This is a genomic window from Mucilaginibacter robiniae, from assembly GCF_012849215.1.
Taxonomy (GTDB): Bacteria; Bacteroidota; Bacteroidia; order Sphingobacteriales; family Sphingobacteriaceae; genus Mucilaginibacter; species Mucilaginibacter robiniae.
Genome location: NZ_CP051682.1, coordinates 4,675,480 through 4,700,464, shown reverse-complemented (window position 1 = coordinate 4,700,464; position 24,985 = coordinate 4,675,480). Strand labels below are relative to the sequence as shown.

Genomic DNA, 24,985 nt, shown 5'->3' with positions numbered 1-24,985 from the left:
TTCAATTGGAGTAATCGAGCATATGAGTAGACACTTAAACAGATTATTTTAAATAATCGTCAGATACTTTTGCTACATCTGTACTGATTTTATTAATAAAACCTAACTGGTCCTTCAGCAATGTTTCATCTCCCGAAAGTTCGGATTGCTCCTGTGCAGCTACAATGGGCTTATCACCAATAAATTCAATAGCCGTTCCACCCAGTTTTCGAGCTGTGTCATTTAATACATTAATACTTCGCTTAACCATTTTTAAGTTTTCGGGGCGTGTTTTATGCAGTTCTTTGCCTGATAACCCTGAAGCTATAGTGGCGATGTATGAAGACAAAATATGATTCAGCACCACAAATTTATGTACATCCTTGTTTTTAATCTGCCGTGCTTTAGGCTCAGAGTTCATACGCTCGAAAGCACCTGCCAGCTCAGCAGATTTAATATAAACGTCTTTACGAGCCAATTTGTAATTAGTGGCGCTTACAGCTATCCCTGTAATATTTTCTGCAATCTTAATCAGGTAATTTACATTAGCAGTAATCACATCGCGCATAGCTATTTTCAGTTGTTCCGATTCCCAGGTTGGAAACACCAGGTAGCTGGCGGCAAATGCAATTACCGAACCGATAATGGTATCTAAAATACGCTCTTCAGCCACGTTTAAATGGCCAACACCTAAAAACTTGAACAAAATAAGTACGTAAGGCGTCATGAACATGATGCTGACAATGTAATTGATGCGGATAAAGCTGTAGGCACCAATCATCAGTATGGCTAAAATTATAACCTGAGCTGTACCATTATGCACTAAGGTTAGTATAGCCACTCCAATTAAGCCGCCTACAATTGTACCCACCAAACGTTGGAAGTTACGTTGCTTGGATAAGCTGTACGCAGGTTTCAAAATCACAATAATGGTTAAGAGTACCCAATAGCTATGCTGCCCGAACGCAACCTGCTTGCCCGTTACACTATGAATTAAATAGAGTAAAGCACTGGATTTTGTGATAATTAACCCTAGCAATGATACCAGGGATACCCGTAAAGCAAATCGAAAAGCTGAGGATTTAAAACTTAAATTATTGATTAACACCTGCGGCGAAAAATCCTGATGGGATACAAAGCGGGCATAATCAACCTCGTTAGGATTGTCAATAAGCTTTTTGGAAGACCGGATAGTGTGATAATTAGCAATATTTACTATCTTCTGGCTTAAGTCACGCAAATTAATGAGCACTTTTTTCAAGACCATATTTGCCGTGGGCGGAGTGGTTGCGCCAATGGCGTCAATCTTAGTTTTCAGTTGCTCTAAATCAGCATCAAACCTTTTAATAGAATCATAAGAGGTATTGGAGAGAACCGCATAGCCAACATTGTCCAGTTCATCGCCCATACGATGTAGCAGATGGCCAATATCTTCCAATATACCTGTATGACCGTATTGTTCGTGCATATGGCTGTAATCGTAGTGTGTAGCCATAATCTGCTCGAACAAATCCACTAAATCTACAAAGGTTAACAGCAGCATACGGCTGTAATTGGTAGATTCTCTAACCACTAAACGGCTTTTGAACAGTAGTTCACGTACAGCATCCTGATGCTGGCTTACCAGTATTTGCTGGGATATGAGCTTACGGTAGTTCGCATCAAGATCGGTTTGAGAAAGATAGAAGTCAGATTTAGTACGTAAATAATTTACAACATCGCGTATATTTTCACCGAGAGCCTGCTGGGCGGCGCGGTATGGCCGTATACCAAAAAACAGTAGGCTCATGGCCATGTACCATATACCACCAGCTGATACCGTTAAGCAAAAGGGGAGTATTGCATTAACTGGCAAAGCTTTATCCATAGTAAAAATAATAGCCAGCACGCCTGCCGAACCTACATTACCAGCTCTGTTGCCATAAATAATCAGAATAGAAAATAGGAAAAAAAAGAAAGTAATTTCCGCGCCAAGCACCCATAAGTTATAACGTGCAAAGCCAGTAATTAAAGTGATAAAAAATACCACCAGGTTGCCGATCAGCATAGCATTACGCTTGTGTATGGCTGGTCCTGGGTTATCAATCACACTCATGCAGGCCGCACCTAAAGACAATGTTACTCCGGTTGCCAGCATGCCGAACTGTGCAAACACTACAGCTGGCAGCAACAAGCCCATACTAATACGCAGCCCATCAGAAAAATACTGACTAAAAAAAAAGCTTTTTATTTCGCGGCTGTGTAAAGGCATGTATAACTGAAAAATTAATGAGCAAAAGTACACAAATCCCCTTGCTGTATGTTAAGCATAAAGAATCAAATAGCATAACTCATAAAATATCAACAGAGTTTGGTACTTTGATTTTTTAACCGGAATATTATAGCGCGCTTGTTTAAAGTTAGCGTTTACACATTTACGTGATATATACATGTCTGCAGCAGCACAATTAACCCACAGAGAGCATATTTTTAATCAGGAGGTGATTACCCGGTTCGAGTTGTATAACAGCTTATTTTTAACGCTTCCGTTTTATCAGGTTAAAGATACCGGCATTCTGTTGCCTTTCTTTAGCTCATTTTGTGAAAAGGAAACCGCTAAGCTCAAATCACCATCGGAAATTATTGAATCATTTTTTGAAGAATATGTACCCAACACCGATGAACGTGAGCATATCAATCGTTTGTTCCGCTTTATACAATATATAGAGCGCCAGGTGGTACTATTTGATGCTATTGAAGATTCTTCATTTAGCAAGCTTAATCGGCCTGAAGATACTGGTACATTACAGAACTTGATACAGCAAGCCACTGCTGATGATAGCTTACGTGCCAAAATCAGTGAAAAGCTAAAGAATTTTTCATTAAGATTGGTGCTAACTGCGCATCCAACCCAATTTTATCCAAGTACGGTACTCGGTATCATGACCGATTTAATTGATGCATTGAAGCACAATGATATCAATGACATTAACCTGCTGCTGCAACAATTAGGTAAAACTCCTTTTTTCAATAAAACATCCCCAACACCGATTGATGAAGCTCGTAGCCTGATTTGGTTCATGGAGAATACCTTTTATTATGCATTAGCCTCTATAAAAACCCGTTTAGCGGAAGTATTCGATATTGATGATATTCCTAATCCGATTTTTGAGTTGGGTTTTTGGCCTGGAGGCGATCGTGATGGCAACCCAAATGTAAGAACCAATTCTACGCAAACCGTAGCAGCTACATTAAGGCAAATTATATTCAGATGTTATTACCGCGATTTTCGTGTATTAAAACGTCGTATCACCTTCAGGGGCGTAGAAGAACCAATGCACCAATTGGAGAGCCTGCTTTATGAAAATGCTTTTAGCCCAAAACCTGATGCAGGTAATTTGCAAAATGACATGCTTGATTTGCTACAACAAATTAAGCACAAGCTTATAGATGAAAACTACGGCATTTTTGTTGACCTGATTGATGATTTAGCATTAAAGATTAAATTATACGGCTGCTATTTTGCTACACTCGACATTCGGCAGGATAGCCGCATTTTACGCAAAGTATATGATTACGGACTACAACAGCCTGAACTTTTTAATGGTGTTACAACAGAGTATGATAATTTACCAGAAGATGAAAAGCTAACAACCATCAGCTTTAATGAAGTGGATTATGCTTGTCAGTTAGGCGGCGACGATGTTAGCGATAAGAGTGATGAGGCTATGATAAAGGATACATTATGTACCATCAGGCTCACGCACACCATACAACAGCATAATGGCGAAAAAGCCTGCCATCGCTTTATTATCAGTAATTGCCAGGAAGCGTCAGACATATTACAGTTGATGCAACTGTTTTTATGGAGTGGTTGGAAAAAAGAGGAGCTGTATATCGACTTCATGCCGCTATTTGAAACGGTAAACGACTTGAAAAATGCAGCTGCCGTAATGAAAAAGCTTTATACGCATCCATACTACCAAGAGCATCTGAAACTTCGGGGCAATCGGCAAATGATTATGCTGGGCTTTTCAGACAGTACAAAAGATGGTGGCTACCTAACAGCTAACTGGTCTATTTACCAAGCCAAAGTTGAACTGACTGCCATCACTAAGGAGTATGGTATTGAATTAGCATTTTTTGATGGGAGAGGTGGGCCTCCGGCACGTGGTGGTGGCAAAACACACCGCTTTTATGCAGCTATGGGTAAAGAAATTGCTAATGATCATATTCAGCTCACCATACAAGGGCAAACCGTTAGCTCACAATACGGCTCGGTAGAAACAGCTAAATTTAATATTGAGCAATTAGTGAATGCTGGTATTACATCGGCTTTGCACCCTGAGCATCATGATTTATTAGATGAAAACCATAAACGATTAATTGCGGAAATGGCTGATGAAAGCTATCGTTTGTTTATGGATTTACGACATCACCCAATGTTTACCCAGTATTTGGAAAATTTAAGTCCGCTTAAGTTACTACCAAATGCCAATATCAGTAGCCGGCCTACCAAGCGTAATGGTGATGCGCCTTTAAAATTGGAAGATTTAAGAGCAATAAGCTTTGTAACTTCATGGAGCCAACTTAAACAAAACATCCCTGGTTTTTACGGTGTAGGCACTGCTTTACAAAAAATGAAGGAAACTGGTAAATGGCAAGAGGTTGTTGATTTATACAAATCATCAGGTTTCTTTAAAACCATGATAGATAATTGTATGATGTCTATGTCAAAAGCTGATTTCCGTATTACAGCCCATTTGGCGCAAGACGAGCAATACGGCACTTTTTGGACTATGTTAAAACAAGAATTTGATTTAACTAAAGCGCTGCTGTTAGAGCTCACCGGTACTAAAGAGCTGATGCAAGATTATCCAATTGAAAAACGTTCAATTGCTACCCGCGAGCGTATTGTTCTACCGCTGGTTATTATACAACACTTTGCATTAAATAGATTAAACCAAACAGAAGACAAAGAATTAAAAGATACTTATAGTAAGCTGGTTATTCGTACAGTTTATGGTGTTGTTAATGCTGGGCGCAACTTAGTATAAGTTTTATGGGCATAGTGTAAACCAGACTTGATTTTTATTGTTAATCAGGACAGATAATACCTCTAAAATCATCTAAAACATTATGAAAAACATAATTTGTCTGAGTGCATTAGCCTTAACATTAGCAGCTACAGGTTGCCATGATAACAGAAAAGCAAAAAACTACAATGATAAAACTCTGGTAGATGACGAAGGCGCTGCTTTTATTAAGCAAGCTACCGAGGCTGGCAATACCGAAATTAAGGCAGCTAATGTGGCTCAAGCTAAATCTCAAAACCCGCGAGTAATTAGCTTTGCAAAAATGATGATTGCCGACCATATGAAAGCGGGAGAGGAGTTGAGCAAAATTGCTAATAAAAAGTATGTAAATACACCTTCAGGTCCTAACCAAGAACATCAAATGAAAATTGATAGTGTATCAAAATTGTCTGGTGCCGCCTTTGATAAAGCTTATATGCAAATGATGGTTATGGACCATGAAAAAGTTGTGCAACTGTTTAGCGATTCACGTAATAATACCAGTGCCGCTATTGATAATTTTATAAAAGAAAATTTGCCAAAGATGCAAATGCACCTGGATTCGGCTAAGGCTATAAATTCTTTATTAAAATAATTGGCATAGCTAAAAGTTGTGTAGCAAACTGTGCGGAGCACTGCACAATTCAAAATGAGATTAAACATTAACACGATCCTGATGTACTTAAAGTATAATTAATTAATAATTTATATTTTAAGTACTATGAAAAGATTTACTATTGCAACTTTAGTATCAGTTTTTAGCTTTGCATTCGCCGCTAATGCGCAAATCCAAAAAGGCAACGTTTTGGTAGGAGGCGATTTTGCCGACATAAGATTGGGATTGGACAACTCTAAAGAATTTAATTTTAATATTACTCCTAAGGCGGCTTGGTTTATTCAAGATAATGTAGCGTTAGGTGGTTATGTAAACTTAGGTATAGAAACAGCTAAGCATTCCAGTACTACTGTAAACTATGGTGTGGGTGCACTCGGCCGTTACTATACAGGTAATGATGTAGCTGTATTACGCCACGGACGTGTGTTTGGTGAAGCTACCGTTGGTGTTGGCGGTATCAATGTAAGTAATGGAGGCGGCCATACTAACGGTTTAGATTTTGGCTTTGGTCCAGGTTTTGCTTACTTTGTAACACCGAACATTGGCTTAGAAACTTTACTTAAATACAATGGCATAGCAGGCTTTGGTGATGCAGGTTACCAAAACACTTTAACTTTGAATTTTGGCTTACAAATTTATTTACCAGGTCGTGGTACAGCTGCTAAAATAAAACGCGACGCTAGATAATCAATTTACTATCATCCCTAATAAAAAAGGCTTTCTCACAATATGTGGCAAGCCTTTTTTATTGTTTACAAACTCTTAACTCAGCAGTGTACGATATTGATAAACAAGTTCTACTTAACATAAAATATATTATTTAGAATATTATAATATTTGACCTATAATTTATATTATGTTAAGTAAGTGTTTAAAATATAAAGGGATAAATAGATTATCCCTTTATATTGCTATTTACAATGCATCTATCCTCTTCTTGATTTCTGCAGCGTGTGCATTATCATTTTTGATGATGTAATAGTTTCTTAAGTTGGTTAATGCAATATCTGATTTTGGGTTTAATTCAACCGCTTTATCCAGGTATGGTTTAGCTTGGTCAAGCTGTGCATAAACCTTGTTTTTTAAAGCATCATATTCAGTTTGCTTGATGGTGCGTGAGTTATTAGCATCTTGTAATTTGTAGATAGCTGGGCTCATCAAAACATATCCTAAGTTTAAAGAAGCATCTGCAAAGTTCGGATCTATTTGAAGTGCTTTTTTGTACATTTCAGCAGCCTGTGTAAAGTTCTCATCTTTAGTTTTTACGAAGGTTGCTTTCTTAGCTGGTTCTTTAGTCGCTTTAGCTGATTTTTCAGCGTTCTCAGCAACTTTTGAATACGCTAAACCTGAGTAATAATATAAATTTTTGTTCTGAGGATCTTTATTAATAGCCTCTTGAATTTGGCCTATTATTTCAGTTTGTTTACCTTGGTTTAAGCCAATTTGTATTTCAGTTGAACGTAAATCGTTGTTGTTCGGAAACTTCTCGATACCTTCATGTGCAGCAGCTAATGCAGCTGTAGTGTCATGTTTAGCTAAATAAATGTTTACGATATCGTTGTAGGCCTCTCCTTTTTTGCTGGAGTTGGTGGTAGCCAATTTTTTATAATTGGTTACGGCAGCATCATAGTTTTTAGCAAGGTTTGCCGCTAATGCAGTATAGTAAATAGCTGTAGTATCTTCCGGACTGCTAGCACGATAGTAATCGAAAGCTTTATAAGCATCATTATAGTTTTTGGTTTGATACTGGCGTACACCTGCATTAAGCTGATAGTAACCTAAATATTGCTTTGCAGAAGCAATAAGCTGTTTGTTTTCACCTTTAGCATCTGTTTCAACAGCTTTTTTGTAAGCTTCATCACCTGCAGCAAATAACGGCTGTGAACTACTAGCCACAGTATCCTGATAAGCTAATGCACTATATATAGCAGCCTTTAAAGCATAAGTTTGTGGTAGAGTTGCTGTTTTTTCATTAGCAGCAGCTTTATCAATGGAAGTTTTAGCTGTATTTATACTGGTTTGACCTTGTGCAAGCGTAGCTTTATTTTGTTTAAATACCTCGTACTTGCTGTACTCACTTTGAGCATTAGTTAATTCATTCTTTTGTGCAAACAAGGTTGCTGTGGACAGGGTTAGCACACCCGCCATTACTAACTTGGTTTTCATAGATTTATTAATAATTTAGTTGTTGCAATTTGTTACTTATTTTATTTAGTTGTACAGTATTTCCGGTTTTGGCATATATAAGTTGTAGCAATTGCAGTGTGGTTGCGTTTCTAGGTACCATTTCACTAGCCCTTTGCAGCCATTGTGCTGCCCTACTCATGTTTTTATCAGCATTATCTTGATACTGTTTTAACGTGGTTTCTTTTAAATACAAAACACCTAAGTTAAAAACTGCAGCATATTTTACATTGTTCAAATCAACCGCCCGTAAGTATAAGGATTCGGCACGATCGTAATCTTCTAAATGATCATAGCAGTTAGCTGCTAAAAATACAACATCAGGATTATTCGAATTTTGCTCAAGTAGCTTGCTTAGAATGGACTCCAATCCTTTATAATCTCTCTGGTTATTGTATATAGTAGCTTCTTCCATTAATAAACCTTTATCATTGGGCAAATACTTTAACCCCTTTTGTACGGTTTGTAGTGCTTTAGCAGTATCTCCCATCAACTTATAAATATTTACTGCTGCAGAAACATACTCAGTTTTAACGCTATCAGTTGTTAATAAGCCATTGTAGTATTTTACTGCATCCTGATAGTTGCCGTTTTTGGTATTAGCATAAGCAATATACGAGTTCAACTGACCAAAGTTTGGAGCGTAGGTTTGTGCATCATGGAAAGATTGTACCGCATTACCAAAGTCGCGTTGTTTAAGTTGCTCAAAGCCATGTCGTATATAAACGTTAGCCAGGCAGCGCTTAGCATAATCAATTTCGGTTTGATACTTGTAAATAGTGCTGCGTGATCTTAGCTTGTTTACCAGCTCTACCGTTTGGTCAAAGAAATTAGCTGGCTGATTTAGCTTATTGGTTGAATCAAGATAAGCTATACTGGAGTAAACAATGGCTTTATAAACGTTTTTAGCCATGTTGTTTGAATCAGAACGAGTTTTAATTAAGCTATCAACTGATTTTTTAGCATTACTTAAATATTTCAGTTCTGATTTTTGGCGGTAGTAAGCCAGGTTGTTTACTACAACTTTAAGCGCTTCAGTTTGGCTGAATGCTAAAGGTGCAGTAAACATAACCAATAAAACCGATAAGATGATTTTACGGCTCATCATAATATTTTATTCAATTTCTGTGTCAGCGGCAGATTCGTCCTCACCATTATCTTCAGGTGCAAAGTCATCTAAATTTTCACCGCTTTCATCTGTCGTTAAACCATTTTCTTCCAGCTTTTGTTCTAACTCTTCTTCCTCACTGTGTTCAATCTTCGCTACGGATGCAATCTCATCTCCTTCTTTTAACGAAATCAGACGTACACCTTGTGTAGCACGGCCCATCACACGTAATTCCTTCATAGCAATACGGATGATGATACCTGAACGATTGATAATCATGAGGTCATCGGTATCAGTAACGTCTTTTATGGCTACCAGCTTACCGGTTTTTTCTGTCACGTTAATGGTTTTAACACCTTTACCGCCACGGTTAGTTACCCGATAATCTTCAATGTCAGTACGCTTGCCATAACCCTTTTCTGACACTACCAGTACAGTAGTTTCAGCATCATTGATGGCAATCATACCTACTACCTCATCTTTTTCATCTTCTAAGGTAATGCCCCGAACACCAGTTGCAGTACGACCCATCGGCCTTACTGTAGCTTCATTAAAACGTATAGCCCTACCTGACTTTAACGCCATAACTACTTCACTATTGCCCGTAGTTAATGTTGCTTCTAATAAAGTGTCGCCATCATTAATGTTAATAGCATTGATACCATTAGCCCGCGGACGAGAATAAGCCTCAAGGGAAGTTTTCTTGATGGTACCTTTACGGGTACACATAATAATAAAATTATTATCCAAGTAATCCTGATCTTTCAGATTCTTAACTTTAATGTAGGCTTTAATTTTTTCTTCTTTCGGAATACTAATAATATTCTGAATAGCACGGCCTTTTGAAGTACGCGTTCCTTCCGGAATTTCAAATACCCTCAACCAGAAGCAGCGGCCAGCTTCAGTGAAGAACAACATATAATTGTGATTTGAAGCTACCAGCAAGTGCTCAATAAAATCTTCATCACGGCTATTGCTACCTAAAGCTCCTTTGCCACCTCTACCCTGCCGGCGGTATTCAGTTAACGGCGTACGTTTGATATAACCTTCATGTGAGATAGTAATTACAACATCCTCATCTTCAATGAAATCTTCCGTCATCATTTCGGCAGTTGAGTGTACCATTTCGGTTTTACGCTCATCGCCATATTTTTCTTTGACTTCAAGCAGCTCATCTTTGATGATTCGCATTTGCAGTTCCGGATCAGCCAAGATAGATTTCAGGTATTCTATCTGCTTCATCAACTCGGCATACTCTTCCTTTATCTTATCACGTTCCAGACCGGTTAAGCGGCGCAACGTCATATCCAGAATAGCACGGGCCTGAATTTCTGTTAAGCTGAACTGCTGCATTAAGCCGTCACGGGCTTCTTCAGGTGTTGCCGAACTACGAATTAAGCGGATTACTTCATCCAGGTGGTCTAAGGCTATTAACAAGCCCTCAAGTATATGAGCACGTTTTTCAGCCTCGGCTAGCTCAAACTTGGTTCGGCGTACAATAACTTCCTGACGGTGCTCAACAAAGTGATGAATTAAATCTTTCAGGTTAAGCAGCATAGGCCGGCCATTAACCAGCGCAATGTTGTTTACACTGAAAGAAGTTTGCAGCGCAGTATATTTATACAGATTGTTTAAAACGATAGCCGCATTAGCATCACGTTTTATTTCGTAAACAATACGGATACCTTCCCGGTTAGATTCATCGCGGATGGTAGATATACCTTCCAGCTTTTTCTCGTTCACCAAATCAGCTGTGCGCTCTATCATTTGCGCTTTGTTGATTTGATAAGGTATTTCGGTAACTATGATCCGTTCACGGTCATTGTTGAAGGTTTCGATCTCCGCACGAGCGCGTAAAACAACACGGCCACGACCGGTCTCGAAAGCATCACGAGCACCTTCGTAGCCATAAATAATACCACCAGTCGGGAAATCCGGACCTTTGATATAGGTCATTAACTCGGAAACTTCAATGTCCCGATTATCAATCAGCGCTACTGTAGCATCAATTACTTCCGACAGGTTGTGTGGCGCCATGTTGGTAGCCATACCTACGGCAATACCAGAAGCACCGTTTACTAATAAGTTCGGGATTTTAGCTGGCAGAACGGTTGGTTCTTCCAGCGTATCATCAAAGTTGAGCTGATAATCGATAGTATCTTTATTGATGTCAGCCAACATCTCTTCTGCAATTTTTTGCAGACGAGCCTCAGTATAACGCATGGCCGCCGGGCTATCACCATCAACAGTGCCGTAATTACCCTGACCATCAACTAACGGGTAACGTAAGCTGAAATCCTGTGCCATACGTACCATAGTATCATATACCGACGAGTCACCGTGCGGGTGATATTTACCCATCACCTCACCTACTATACGAGCCGATTTCTTGAAGGGTTTGTTATTATTTAAACCCAAATCAAGCATACCAAATAGTACTCGCCGGTGTACAGGTTTTAAACCATCACGCACATCGGGCAAGGCTCTGGATACGATAACTGACATTGAGTAGTCAATGTAAGCCGATCGCATTTCTTCATCAATATTTATCGGGATTATTCTGTCGTTTTGTTGTGAATTATCTTCAGCCATCAATTAGAATTTTTGTAGAAAAAACTTGCTAAACGTTTACAAGGTTGATGTAAAAAGTAACCTGCGAATATACCAAAAATAAGCCATATTACAGCTAAACTTACCAACATTTACGCGTGGTAAGTACAGTATTGAGCAGAAGCTATTTTATTAATTTTTAGAAAACAAAAGCATTGCCTACTTGGCCTTTTTCCAATATTCAAGCACATCCATGCCGCTGGGTAAATGGCCTTTCAAAAACAGCGTATCATTTCTGAATTCATAATGATAATGCAAGGTAACACCAGTTAGCTTGGTTGATTGTGCGTTGTAGGTTTCGGTTTCTAAACAACTATCTGTAGTTAAAGTATAATCACCCGCCTGAAATTTTTCCGGTTTGCTGCCTTGTTCAACAACAAAAGCTTCAAAACTAGATGCGGTATATTTTCTTTGCAGTTGATAATCGGTCGGTGCTGAATCTAGCTTGCCGTTATAGTACCCTCCGGCATATATCCAAGTACCTTTAAGGTTGCTTTTAGGCGCAAATGCCAGCAAAAAAGTAGCAGCTACCAAGCCAACAGCAGGAACAATCTTCATAATTGATATAATAAAAAACGCCAGCATTGCTAAGTAGTAACGCCGGCTCAAATCAAACAAGTTAATTAATCAGTGTATTTGATTTACTGAATAATTTAAACCCAATTTATACCTTTTTTTAGTAGTTGCAGCGTTTTCTCTTCTTCACTGCCCGGCTCTGGTTGGTAGTTATACAACCATTTAGCGGTAGGCGGCAAACTCATCAGTATAGATTCTATACGACCATTGGTCTCCAAGCCAAATTTTGTACCGGCATCATAAACCAAGTTAAATTCAGCATAACGACTACGACGTTGATATTGCCACTGCTGCTGGCGGGCTGAATAAGCAAACTGCCGGTTTCGGTTAACTAATTCTGAATATACAGGTGCAAACGTACGACCGACTGCTTTAGAAAATTCAAAGATTTCTGTCCAACTTAAGTCTTCGTTAGCGGTCAATCGGTCATAAAATATACCACCTACGCCGCGTGTTTCATCACGATGTTTGATGAAAAAATAATCATCAGCCCAGGTTTTAAAGCGTTTATAAAAATCAGGATGGTAATGGTCGCAAACTGATTTTAGTTCACTATGAAAAAAACGAGCATCATCTTTAATAACGTAATGAGGCGTTAAATCGATACCTCCGCCAAACCAGCGTAACGGAGAACCGCCAGCTATAGAAGAAGGCATTTCAAAATAGCGAATATTCATGTGGATGATAGGTATCAGTGGATGATTAGGATGCATCACGATAGATACGCCAGTTGCAAAAAAGTTATCTTGATCAACTTTTAAGTTTTTTTTCAAGCCATCAGGCAATTTTCCGTGTACAGCTGAAAAATTAACACCGCCTTTTTCCAGTACGTTACCGTTTTGTATGATACGTGTGCGGCCACCACCACCGCCTTCACGTTCCCAAATTTCTTCTTCGAAATGTGCTTTTCCATCCAAAGCTTCTAAACTTTGGCATATTTCATCTTGTATAGTTTGATAATCGGCTGCTACTTGTTCTTTAGTTATCATCAGCGCAAAAATGCAAATTTGAAGTGGCTTTAAGATAATACTTGCTTTAAGATACTACATTTACTTTTCCGTCCGGTTCATCTACTTCAACATAGTTTAAATCCTTGCCAAAACTTTCCTTCAACTGGCTAAGAGCAACCAAGGCAATTATTGTAACAATACCCATCATAACGTACGAACTCATAATGATACTATTATCCTGATAGCCATGTGTACTAAAGTATTTCACCAACAGCTCAAAGCCGGCAGTGATAGGAATTAATGCACCTCGTACAAAGTTGGGCACGGTGGTGGTTACAGTTGCACGTAAGTTGGTACCAAATTGTTCAGAAGCAATAGTCACGAAAGTTGCCCAATATCCTACAAAGAAGCCAATAAACAAGCACAAGCCAATAAATTGCCCGGTGGTAATCTGATCGGCAGTTAAATAAAATATTACACTTACAATTGACATTAACTGAAACGTCAGCATAGTTAAGCGACGTGATTTGGTAAACTGTGCAAAAAAGCCGGCAAAAACATCGCCGATAGATAAACCGATATAGGTGTACATAATACCCGTACCTGCATTAAGGCTTTGCTGAGCATGTAGTTCATTACCTATTTCGGGAGATTGAGCTATTAAAATACCTACGATAAACCAAAGAGGCATACCAATTAATATACAGCATATATACTTTACAAAGCGTTTTTTATTGTTGAACAGCATACGAAAGTCGCCTTTGGCAACCTGTTCGTGGGCAGCTTGTTTAAACATACCTGACTCGAAGGTTCCTACCCGAAGCAGAAGTAATAAAAGACCTAGTACACCACCTATAAAGTAGGCGTTTTGCCAACCAAAGTGTGATACTATATTAGCAGCTACCGCTCCGAATAAACCTACCACGGCTACGATCATGGTGCCATATCCCCTGTTCTCTTTACTCATGGTTTCACTAACCAAAGTTATCCCTGCGCCCAACTCGCCTGCCAGTCCGATGCCGGCTATTAACCGTACTACAGCATACATATAGTAGTCTGTAACCAAACCATTGGCAAAATTGGCTAATGAGTACAATAATATGGAACCGAACAATACTTTGATACGCCCGAACTTATCGCCAATTACGCCCCACAAAATACCGCCTAAAAGCAAACCGAACATTTGTGTATTAATGATGAATTCACCTTTAGTACGTATATCAGCATCTGAAACGCCAATATCATGCAAGCTTTTTACCCGTACGATTGAAAAAAGCAGCAAATCATATATATCAACAAAGTAGCCTAATGCCGCCACTAGCACCAGGAATATAACGTTTTTTGTATTTTTTGAAGCAAAGTCGTGTTGCGTGTCCATCCAAGAGAGTTTAGGGAAGGCAATATAAAATTTTAAGCATAAAAAAACCTCTGTGATTGCAGAGGTTTTTTTATGCCTATATTATAAAATCTATACTTTTTTCACTTTTACAGCTTGTAAGCCTTTGCGGCCATCTTCTACATCGTACTCAACTGTATCGTTATCTTTTATGGCATTTACGCCACCTTCAACATCTTTAAAGTGAACGAATAAGTCTTTCCCTTCTTCTGTGACAATAAAGCCATACCCTTTTTGGGTATTAAACCATTTTACTTTTCCAGTTTTCATAATATAAAAAATATCATCTAAGTTTATGAGGTAGTCAATATATAATGCCCTGAAAAAATGCAACAGCTTAGTATTCAGAAGATAATGGCAGATTAAATATTTGTTTCAAATATATAAATTTTATAATATAAACATAATTTATTTATTAGGCTGTGGAGTTAAACGTAAATATGGTTTAACTTCAACATGCCCTTTCGGGAACTTGGCAGGTATATCTTCGTTTTTAATAGATGGCGATATTACTACTTCATCACCGTCTTTCCAATCAGCAGGGGTTGATACACTGTAATTTGCTGTTAACTGTAAAGAATCAATTACGCGCAATAGTTCCTGAAAATTACGACCGGTTGAGGCTGGGTAAGTAATAATTAGTTTGATGGTTTTATCGGGAGCAATTACAAATACCGAACGTACGGTTACTGTTGCTGAAGCATTCGGATGAATCATGTCGTAAGCCTCAGCAACTTTACGGTTTTCATCTGCAATAAGCGGAAAGTTTACTTCCACATCTTGTGTTTCGTTAATATCCTGAATCCAGCCCTGGTGTGATTCTGCACTATCAACGCTTAATGCAATTACTTTGACGTTACGTTTGTCAAACTCTTGTTTAAGCGAAGCTACACGGCCCAGTTCAGTGGTACAAACTGGCGTATAATCAGCAGGGTGAGAAAATAATACGCCCCAGCTATCACCTAAATACTCATAAAAATCTATTTCGCCTTCAGATGTTTTGGCTTTAAAATTTGGCGCTACATCGCCTAATCGTAAACTCATAGTAGTATGTTTTTTGATGTTTTCAAATCGGTTTTTGCTAAGTTAAAACTTTAGTTTTTACATCACTATACTGATGCAAAAATCAACTATAGTTTACACCAGCATTACACTAACCTTTTAACCCTGAATATATGCATTAGCCATAAAATTAAGCGTTCAGTACTGTTACTCCCGTAGAAAGCGTATCTAATAAACGCCGTACCTCATCAGGGTTACGTAAATAAAATTTTGCTGCTGATGATCCTGAACCTACTTTAATAGTAATTGCTTTTTCGGGCATGGCTTTGAAAGTATCCTCATCGGTTACATCATCGCCTAAAGCCATAATGAAATCATACTCTGCCTGATCAAGCAAGCTCAAAGCAGCTTTACCTTTGTTGATTTCCATGTTTTTTACTTCAACCACTTTATCTCCAGGTAAAAGCTGTAAGCCTTTGTCGTTAGATGATAGCTTTAAGGTATTGATTAGCTCGCTGGCTCTAAGTTCGCCTAAGCCAAGTTGTGCTTTACGATAATGCCAAACTAACGAGTAAGTTTTCTCTTCAATGAATGTTCCGGGCGTACGATCTACAAATTTCTCCAGTATTGGATAAATATCCTTTTTCCAAGCAGTTGATAAACCATTGATTTTATACCATGATGATGTTCCTTGTGCTTTGAACCAGGCACCATGTTCGGCAATCATGAACAACTTCTCCTTGCCAAACCATTCTTCCAGATTTTCATGCTTGCGGCCACTAATAAGTACCAACTGGTTTTCCGGATCGGCAGTAAGTTGGCGTATAATTCTATAAAGCTCTTCGTCTGGGCTGGCTTGATTTATATCAGTCTTGAAATCTACTAACGTACCATCATAATCTAAAAATATGAGTCGTTTATGCGTTTGATGGTAACGATTAATGAGTGATTGTTCGGTAGCTGATGCTATATGCCGGGTTTGCATAGCACGCTGTAAAAACTTAGTTTCGGACAAGCCCGACATAAATAAGTTTACCCAGTGCGATATATTAAATTTACTAACCGCATGACGTAACTGCTTCATTCGGGTTTGCTGCTCTTGTAGCGGCATGTTAACAGCCTGAATTATAGCATCACGTACTTGAATAACATTATTAGGGTTAACAATCAATGCATCAATTAATTCTCGTGATGCACCTGCCATTTCGCTTAATATAAGCACCCCATCATTGTTGGTTCGGCTGGCTACGTATTCTTTACATACCAGGTTCATGCCATCGCGCATGGGTGTTACCAAAGCTACATCAGCGGTGCTGTATAATGCCGAAAGGGTTTCAATAGGTACCGACCGGTAATAGTAATGTATGGGCGTCCAATCCATAGTTCGGTACATCGCATTGATGTTACCGACTTTCTTATCAATCTGGTTATGTAATTCCATATACTGCGGAACCTGATCGCGCGATGGAACAACAACCATATACAAAGCTACTTTACCGACATATTCAGGATTCTCTTTTAGTAATAACTCAAATGCCTGCAAGCGGTGCAATATGCCTTTGCTATAATCAAGTCTATCTATAGATAAGATCAGATTAACATCTTTAAATACCAGCTTAATTTGCTCAGCTTGGTGCTGTACTTCCGGCTCTTGCGTTAAGCTGGCATATTTCTGTTCATCAATTCCCATAGGGTACGCTTCTGCTACTACTATCCGTTCATCACAGGTAATAGTATTGGATGATACTTGCATAGGCATGATCCGTGAAACAGAACTTAAAAAGTGTCTTACGTCATCAAAAGTATGGAATCCAACCAGATCGGCACCCAGCATTCCTTTTAATAGCTCCATACGCCATGGTATCAACCTAAACATTTCTTGTGATGGAAAAGGTATGTGTAGAAAGAACCCAATCGTCACATCGGGCAGTTGCTGTCTGATTAAAGCTGGCAGCAACAAAAGCTGGTAATCATGTATCCATATTGTATCGCCAGGTTGTGCATGTTCCAGCACAACATCTCTAAACTTGTGGTTTACCGAACGGTAGTAGTCCCAATTGGAAGGTTTATAGGTAGTATAAGTGGAAGCATAATAATGAAACACCGGCCATAAAACCGTATTTGAAAAACCTTCATAATATTCATTGTACTCTTCTTGTGTGAGGTACACAGGTACTAAACTTAAATCATGAAGCTTATTTGCTATTTGTTCCTGATGGGCAGGTTCATCTACAGTAACGCCAGGCCAACCAATCCAGATATTTCCATCCTGCTTGTAAATAGTACCTAAACCAGTAGCTAAACCGCCCTCACTGGCTGATAATTCATAATTTCCATTATTCTCTTTAACCTTTACCGGCAGCCGGTTTGAAATTATAATTGTTTTTCCCATTATTAAATCACCTCAGTTTGTTTAATAACAGAAACTATAAACTTGTTTTAATTACATGATAAATGGAACACTTGTAAATGCTTGTTAAAATAAAAGAGCCCTGCTTATATAAGCAGGGCTCTTTTATTTTAATGGTAGGTAACTATCTAATTATTTGATTACTTCAATAGATGAACTTGGCGTTACTTTGATAATGTGCTGTACATTATCTTTTGACAGCTTTACAAAGTAAGTTTCATCGTTTGACATATAGCGCTGTAAGGCTGGTGATACATTAGTATCTTCATAACGAAGTACTTCATCTGCAAAAAAACCTTTGTAAGTAGCGGCTAATTCTTTCTTAGCAGCTGCAGGCAATTCATTGAAAGTTATTTGTTTAGAAAAGCCAATATACTGACCAGTGGTATTATAATAAGCAGCCATCTTAACACCATCTTCTGTAAATTCAGCTTTTTGAATTTGGTTGTTAACTGTCCAGGTTACATTCTCGGCTGAGCCAAACTCAGCATTGAACTGGTTTTTAACGGTGTAAAATACTTTATCACCATCATCAGATAATTTAGCAGTCTTAGCAGCAAAAGTGCTATAGCCTAAAGTTAAAGCAGCGAACAGGGTAAATATTACTTTTTTCATGACGTATCCTTTTTATTTATGCAACAAAAATACAACATCATTGAAAATATGTAAAATATATTTTAATTTTTATGATAAATTAATAATTAATCGGTTTCATTGTTAAAATTTAAAAATACACAATGTATTCAGTAGCGTCAAAAATGAATTTATTAAAAAAGGGAGTAATCATGCGTTTACTCCCTTTTTTCTATGTTGCTTGTAATCAGCTTACAATTCTTTAATGTACTTTAAAAATAAATACAAAGCTTGCTTTTTAGCTTCCGTAAGTGGGTAATCTATACGCTTCATCAAATAATCTTGTATATCGAAGTCGGTGCGCATAGGTATTTCTTTAAACAAGTCATCCCGATGATCTAATCCGTACTGCAACGCTTGGTTGAAATCATTCATAAAGGATTGGGAAATAGATTTATTGGCAATCCATGCAGCAAAAGTAAATGGCAAGCCGGTAAACTTTATCCATTCAGCAGCCAAATCATATACAAAGGGGTAACTTTCTGCTTTGCCAAAAGTACGGTCGCCAATTTGCACAAAGGCTGTATATTCATCTGCCGGCTGTGCATAGTCGGGCGCGGCTGTTATTAGCTCTGGCTGTATTTGCCAGTAGTTTTTCAATAGAACTTTAGCCAGATTATTTGACGAGCGCGATTGTGGATCTAACTGTAGGCTTTTAACCTGTTGAATGTCGCAGTTACTAAAAATAAAAACAGAGTTAACCGGCCCAACGGCACCAATGCAGTAGTCAGATACTATTTCCCAATGTGGTAAGCTTAAGGTAGCTGCTACTGGTATTAAACCAATATCCACTACATCGTCAATAAGTTTTTGGGCACAATCTGATGGATTATCTAAACTTAAATCAATTTGATTGATAATGTCGGTATGTTGAATACCATATAAAAAAGGTTTGGTGTTAGTATAACTAACAGCCGATATTCTGATCTTTTCCAAAGAAGTAGATTAATGTATTTTAAGATGGATGGCATTATTAAAATCGGCTATTTCAAACCGGCTGCCATCGTAAGTAACTTTATACAGTACCAAGTTCTGGTGCGGAAAATTGTCCATCTCGATAAGTGGCTTATTGGTAAGCAGGCATAGTAACAAACGCATGGCGCGGCCATGCATGCAAATCAGTACATTTTTTTCTTCCGGATGGCTCATGATGGTTTCCAGCGCTTGTAGCTGCCGGTGTTTAACCTCATTCGGGCTTTCCCCTTTTTCAAACTTGGAATCCAACCGACCGCTGGTCCAGTCTCGCATAAGCTTGAAGAAAGCTGCCTTGGTTTCTGGTGTGCTGGGCTGACCTTCATGTATGCCCCAGGCTAACTCGTCTAGCCCGGAAAGCTTCTCGTAGGGAATGCCAAAATCTATAAAGGATTGAATGCTTTGCTGCGTTCGCTTCAGCGTAGATATATAAATTTTATCAAAAGGTATATGATGGTAAGCCTTATAGAAAAGGCTGGCTTGTAGCCGGCCTTCCTCGTTCAGGTTGGTATCCATACCACGGCCCTGAACAATACCTTGTTTGTTAAGGTCAGTTTGGCCATGGCGGACGATGTATAATGTTTTTTGAATCATTCTTTTATAACAGCTGCTTTAGTTTACAACAGGCAGCTTGTAAAATTGTGGTTTGGGTTCGTCAATAAAATCATGGTTGCTGTAATCAGTAACTACATGATATAAAGTATCCCGTTCAATAGGCTGACGGCCCACTGCTTTAATCAGCTCAACCAGTTGTTTGGTGCTCATGCCAGGGGTTTGTTCTTCAGCACCTGCCATGGTGTATATTTTGGTAGTATCATCTAAAGTACCATCAATATCATCCACACCAAAGTTTAAAGATAATTGTGCGGTGGTACGGCTAATCATGGCCCAGTATGCTTTGATATGATCAAAGTTCTCCAGATAAATGCGGGCTATAGCATAATTGCGTAAATCTTCTATCACAGATGATTCAGGAATGTCCGACATCTGGTTGTCTTTATTGCGGAACTTTAATGGAATGAAAGTCTGGAAACCGCCGGTACGATCTTGCAATTGGCGCAGACGTTCCATATGGTCAACCCGATGCCAATATTGCTCAATGTGGCCGTACAGCATAGTCGCGTTGGAGCGCATACCCAGCTTATGCCACTCCTCATGAATTTGCAGCCATTGGTCGGCTGTACATTTATCTTTGGCAATCAGCTCGCGTACATCCGGGTGAAAAATTTCGGCACCGCCACCTGGCATTGATTCCAAGCCAGACTCTTTCATCAGGCGCATACCGGTGGCATAATCTACCTTGGCTTTTTTAAAGATGTAATGATATTCTACCGGTGTTAAAGCTTTTACATGCAGTTCGGGACGGTGCGCTTTTATAGAACTAAAAAGCTGCTGATAGAAAGGCATATCATACTGCGGCAATACACCACCTACAATGTGCACTTCGGTCACTGGCTCATCATCGTATTTCTTAACGATGTTCAGCATATCTTCCATCGTGTACTCCCAGCCTTCCGAACGCTGTTTAATCAAGCGGGAATATGAGCAGAATTTGCAATCGTACACGCATAGATTGGTAGGTTCAATATGAAAATTGCGGTTGAAGTAAGTTTTATCTCCGTGGCGCTGCTCGCGGATATAGTTGGCCAATACGCCCAAATAACTGAGCTCACCTTTTTCGTACAATATAACGCCTTCTTCAAAGTTGATACGCTCATGGTTGAGCACTTTACGGGCAATATCTTTCAGGTCATCAGCCAAACGGGTATCTTCGAGTAGTACCCTTAATGATTGTTCAGCATCCATGTATATGTGTTTGCAGCAAAATTAATGATTATGCAACTATGGTGTATCACTTGTTTGTAACATTAGCGGCGAGGGCTTGACCAGAGTAGTGTTACAGGTGTTACATGTTTCAGTGTGTAACACCTGTAACACCCTGTAACACTGACAAACCATTGGCAGTGGTGGCATTAGTTTGTCACCATTTTATAACTAAACATTCTGTTGTTTAGTTATATTTCTGACCACCTGATAAATCTTGCCTAGCAATAACTTCAACGTACCTATTTAATCCTCTCGTATTCCGGATATAGGAAATCAGGTGAATTGTACCAACCTATACTTAACGTGTCACGTAAGCCATGACTAATGCTATAAAGTTGCCACCGCTCTGAACCTAATTGTATACCAGGTGCATTATAGCTTGACGAAAAGGCATAATGCTCATTAGTAACATAGCGCACCGTTGATTGGGAAACATTACTGTTGAACACTGTTAGTTGGCTATCAATAGAAATGGAAAGTACTACATCTTCGGTAGCTGGATGATGTTTGAACCCGGCAACTCCTCCGGAGTAGCTTACTAATTTCCATTTTCCGATAACAGACGAGGAACTGTGTATTTTGGATTTCTTACATGCAGCAGTAACGCTGCTTAAGAGCAGAACAATAACGTAAATATTCTTCATAGTCAAAGGCTTTACCTGATTACGTGTAAATACCAAGTATTGTAACAGGCTATGATGCTTTATTACGCTGTTTTCTGGCTGATAGCAATGCCAGTTTTATAATTAATAGCAAAGGGCAGATGTTAAACACCTGCCCTTTGCTATTAATTATATTGTATAACTGTATTATAGTACAAAGCTTTTTGCTTTAGCCAAAGCCCTATCTAAGCCACTTGCATCTTTACCGCCAGCAGTGGCAAAGAATGGCTGACCGCCGCCGCCGCCTTGAATTTCTTTAGCCAAGTCACGCACAATGGCACCGGCATTCAAGTTACGTGATTTTACCAGGTCTTCAGCAATCATGACTGTTAAGTTCGGTTTGCCATCAAAATTGGCAGCCAATACCAGGAACAAATCTGATACGATATCTTTCAACTGATAGGCTAAGGTTTTTACCGCTTCGGCATTGGGTAATTCCACCTTTTGGGCAATAAAGTTAATGCCATTAACGGCTTCAGCCTTTTGTGCCAGCTCTGTTTTTAAACCGGCTGCTTTTTCCTGAATAGATTTTTCAATCTCTTTTTTCAGTCGGCTGTTTTCGTCCAATAAAGTTTCAATGCTTTTGGTTACATCTTTCGGATTTTTTAACAACTCTTTTAATTGCTGCACCAAACGAGCCTGCTCGGTAATAAAGTTTTCGGCAGCGATACCACTAATTGCTTCGATACGGCGTACGCCAGCAGCTACAGCACTTTCACTAACTATTTTAAAGTAACCAATCTGGCCTGTATGTTGAATATGCGTACCACCGCAAAGCTCTTTTGAGAAGGTTTCATCAAAGGTAATTACACGCACATAGTCGCCGTACTTTTCACCAAACAATGCCGTAACGCCACTGCTGATAGCTTGCTGATAAGGCACATTGCGTTCTTCTTGCAAAGCAATGTTCTCACGTACCTTTTGGTTTACAATAGCTTCAATTTGAGCCAGCTCCTCTTCCGTTACTTTGCTGAAATGTGAAAAGTCGAACCGCAGGTTATTCTCGTTTACTAACGAACCTTTTTGGTTGACGTGGCTGCCCAATACCTGTTTTAGTGCAGCGTGTAGCAGATGCGTAGCAGAGTGGTTATTTTCGATACTTAAACGGCGTTCCGGATCTACATAGGCGGTTAATGCATCGCTCATATCCTGCGGCAAGGTGTCAGTAAAATGCACGATCAAGCCGTTTTCTTTTTTGGTATCTGTCACCGGTATAATATCACCATTCGGAAAAATCAAATCACCCACATCACCTACCTGGCCACCGCTTTCCGCATAAAAAGGAGTTTTATCCAGCACTATCTGGTATTGTTCCTTTCCTTTAGTTTTTACCTTACGATATTTGATAATATGTGCCACGGTTTCCGTTTCATCATAACCGGTGAACTCAACACTATCATCATCCTGCAAAATCACCCAATCGCCAGTATCTATAGCTGTTGCAGCACGTGAACGGTTCTTTTGCTGTTGCAGCTCATGCTCAAATTGCTCTACATTTACGTTGAAGCCTTTTTCACGAGCTATTAACTCCGTTAAATCAAGTGGAAACCCAAATGTATCTGATAGTGTAAAGGCAAAAGTTCCATTCACTAGTCTATTTTTTCGATCTTCATTAAACTCCCTTTTTATTTTAATGTGTTCAGCTACATCCTCATCTAGATGAGTCGCTATTCCCATTTCATTTGACAGATCGAAATATGTATCAAGACGACGTAAACCTAGCTCCAAATTTCTTAAAAATGCATTTTCTTCTTCTGAAACTACCTTTTGTACAAAATCCTTTTGGCTCCACAATTCATCAAACACCCCTTTAAATTGTTCAGCTAATAATGGTACCAGTTGATTTAAGAAGGGTTCTTTGAATCCTAAGTATTGATAAGCATAACGTACAGCCCTACGCAAAATACGGCGGATTACATATCCTGCTTTGTTATTAGATGGTAATTGTCCATCGGCAATAGCAAAGCTGATGGCGCGGATATGGTCTGCCATTACACGCATAGCTACAGCTTCGTTCCATCCTTCGGTGCCTGGTGTAGCAGCAGCGTTGTAAGGCTTGCCACTTTTTTCAGCTATGAATTGAATTAATGGTTGGAAAACATCCGTATCATAATTGGAAGTTTTGCCTTGCAGTACGCGTACCAAGCGCTCAAAGCCCATACCTGTATCTACGTGTCGAGCAGGCAGTGCTTGTAACGAACCATCTTTTAAACGGTTAAACTGCATGAACACGTTGTTCCAAATCTCAATTACGTTCGGATCATCGGCATTCACTAAGGCTTTACCATCTACCCGAGCTCTTTCTTCCTCACTCCTGCCATCATAATGTATTTCAGAACATGGTCCGCATGGGCCGGTTTCGCCCATTTCCCAAAAATTATCTTTCTTGTTACCTAATAAAATGCGGTCTTCTGCAATGTGTTGCTTCCAATAATTGTAAGCTTCCTGGTCGCGTGGCAATTGCTCTTTCTCGTCTCCTTCAAACACAGTTACATACAGGCGGTCGGCAGAAATGCCATATACTTTAGTTAACAACTCCCAGCTCCAGGCAATTGCTTCCTGTTTAAAATAATCGCCAAAGCTCCAGTTGCCCAGCATTTCAAACATGGTGTGGTGGTAAGTATCAATACCAACCTCTTCCAAGTCATTATGCTTGCCCGATACCCGTAAACAACGTTGCGTATCAGCCACACGCGGATATTTGGCCGCACTCTCGCCCAAAAATATATCCTTAAACTGGTTCATACCTGCATTGGTAAACATCAGCGTAGGGTCGTTCTTGACCACAATAGGTGCTGATGGAACAATGGTATGTCCCTTAGAAGCAAAAAAGTCCAGAAAAGCTTGCCGTATCTGTTGAGCTGTCATCATTGCAAAAATAAGTTTGCAAAGATAGAGGTTTTAGAACCAAGAGCCAAGAATCAAGAACCAGGACTTAGACTATTGAAGTTAAAAGGCACAAAATAATGACCAAGCTTTGCGTAATAGCAAGTATTAAGCTTCTTA

Annotated in this window: 19 protein-coding genes; 3 read left to right on the top strand and 16 right to left on the bottom strand. The window is 39.2% G+C overall.

The genetic code is table 11. The features are described from left to right. Positions 1-43 precede the first annotated feature (43 nt). Positions 44-2,230: an FUSC family protein gene (locus HH214_RS20595; RefSeq protein ID WP_169610845.1), complete on the bottom strand. Its 2,187-nt coding sequence runs from the start codon at positions 2,228-2,230 to the stop codon at positions 44-46. Positions 2,231-2,408: 178 nt separating this feature from the next. On the opposite strand from HH214_RS20595, the gene HH214_RS20590 reads away from it, so the two are divergent. From HH214_RS20590 to HH214_RS20580, 3 genes are all read left to right on the top strand, one after another. After that, positions 2,409-5,015: a phosphoenolpyruvate carboxylase gene (locus HH214_RS20590; protein WP_169610844.1), complete on the top strand. Its 2,607-nt coding sequence runs from the start codon at positions 2,409-2,411 to the stop codon at positions 5,013-5,015. A gap of 82 nt (positions 5,016-5,097) precedes the next feature. Next, positions 5,098-5,628, top strand: a complete 531-nt coding sequence (locus HH214_RS20585) for a DUF4142 domain-containing protein (RefSeq protein ID WP_169610843.1) — start codon at positions 5,098-5,100, stop codon at positions 5,626-5,628. A gap of 126 nt (positions 5,629-5,754) precedes the next feature. Beyond that, positions 5,755-6,336 (top strand): hypothetical protein, encoded by a 582-nt coding sequence (locus HH214_RS20580; protein WP_169610842.1) that lies wholly within the window; start codon positions 5,755-5,757, stop codon positions 6,334-6,336. Between the two features lie 228 nt (positions 6,337-6,564). On the opposite strand, the gene HH214_RS20575 is transcribed toward HH214_RS20580, so the two are convergent. From HH214_RS20575 to alaS, 15 genes are all read right to left on the bottom strand, one after another. Beyond that, the gene (locus HH214_RS20575; RefSeq protein WP_169610841.1) at positions 6,565-7,815 is read right to left on the bottom strand and encodes a tetratricopeptide repeat protein; all 1,251 of its coding nucleotides are present in this window, start codon (positions 7,813-7,815) and stop codon (positions 6,565-6,567) included. 7 nt (positions 7,816-7,822) lie between these two features. Continuing rightward, positions 7,823-8,941 (bottom strand): tetratricopeptide repeat protein, encoded by a 1,119-nt coding sequence (locus tag HH214_RS20570; protein ID WP_169610840.1) that lies wholly within the window; start codon positions 8,939-8,941, stop codon positions 7,823-7,825. Between the two features lie 6 nt (positions 8,942-8,947). Beyond that, positions 8,948-11,533, bottom strand: a complete 2,586-nt coding sequence (gene gyrA / locus HH214_RS20565; RefSeq protein WP_169610839.1) for a DNA gyrase subunit A — start codon at positions 11,531-11,533, stop codon at positions 8,948-8,950. A 177-nt stretch (positions 11,534-11,710) separates the two neighbouring features. After that, complete coding sequence (locus tag HH214_RS20560) at positions 11,711-12,109, bottom strand: hypothetical protein (RefSeq protein WP_169610838.1); 399 nt, start codon at positions 12,107-12,109, stop codon at positions 11,711-11,713. Between the two features lie 95 nt (positions 12,110-12,204). Then, entirely contained in the window at positions 12,205-13,116 is a 912-nt protein-coding gene (gene hemF, locus HH214_RS20555; protein ID WP_169610837.1) for an oxygen-dependent coproporphyrinogen oxidase, read from the bottom strand. Between the two features lie 46 nt (positions 13,117-13,162). Then, positions 13,163-14,455: an MFS transporter gene (locus HH214_RS20550; RefSeq protein WP_169610836.1), complete on the bottom strand. Its 1,293-nt coding sequence runs from the start codon at positions 14,453-14,455 to the stop codon at positions 13,163-13,165. A gap of 90 nt (positions 14,456-14,545) precedes the next feature. Continuing rightward, positions 14,546-14,743: a cold-shock protein gene (locus HH214_RS20545; protein WP_169610835.1), complete on the bottom strand. Its 198-nt coding sequence runs from the start codon at positions 14,741-14,743 to the stop codon at positions 14,546-14,548. 138 nt (positions 14,744-14,881) lie between these two features. Then, positions 14,882-15,517 (bottom strand): peroxiredoxin, encoded by a 636-nt coding sequence (locus tag HH214_RS20540; protein WP_169610834.1) that lies wholly within the window; start codon positions 15,515-15,517, stop codon positions 14,882-14,884. A 148-nt stretch (positions 15,518-15,665) separates the two neighbouring features. After that, positions 15,666-17,867: a bifunctional alpha,alpha-trehalose-phosphate synthase (UDP-forming)/trehalose-phosphatase gene (locus HH214_RS20535; RefSeq protein ID WP_169610833.1), complete on the bottom strand. Its 2,202-nt coding sequence runs from the start codon at positions 17,865-17,867 to the stop codon at positions 15,666-15,668. A 150-nt stretch (positions 17,868-18,017) separates the two neighbouring features. Further along, on the bottom strand, positions 18,018-18,500 hold the full coding sequence (locus HH214_RS20530; RefSeq protein ID WP_169610832.1) for a hypothetical protein: 483 nt from the start codon (positions 18,498-18,500) through the stop codon (positions 18,018-18,020). A gap of 210 nt (positions 18,501-18,710) precedes the next feature. Next, a complete protein-coding gene (locus HH214_RS20525) occupies positions 18,711-19,454 on the bottom strand; it encodes a menaquinone biosynthetic enzyme MqnA/MqnD family protein (RefSeq protein ID WP_169610831.1) in 744 nt (247 codons plus the stop codon). 9 nt (positions 19,455-19,463) lie between these two features. Next, positions 19,464-20,084, bottom strand: a complete 621-nt coding sequence (locus HH214_RS20520; RefSeq protein ID WP_211166271.1) for a histidine phosphatase family protein — start codon at positions 20,082-20,084, stop codon at positions 19,464-19,466. A gap of 18 nt (positions 20,085-20,102) precedes the next feature. Continuing rightward, positions 20,103-21,296: an aminofutalosine synthase MqnE gene (gene mqnE / locus HH214_RS20515; protein WP_169610830.1), complete on the bottom strand. Its 1,194-nt coding sequence runs from the start codon at positions 21,294-21,296 to the stop codon at positions 20,103-20,105. Between the two features lie 260 nt (positions 21,297-21,556). Further along, positions 21,557-21,961, bottom strand: coding sequence for a hypothetical protein (locus HH214_RS20510; protein WP_169610829.1), 405 nt, complete (start codon positions 21,959-21,961; stop codon positions 21,557-21,559). Between the two features lie 165 nt (positions 21,962-22,126). Then, on the bottom strand, positions 22,127-24,847 hold the full coding sequence (alaS, locus tag HH214_RS20505; RefSeq protein WP_169611237.1) for an alanine--tRNA ligase: 2,721 nt from the start codon (positions 24,845-24,847) through the stop codon (positions 22,127-22,129). Positions 24,848-24,985 lie beyond the last annotated feature (138 nt).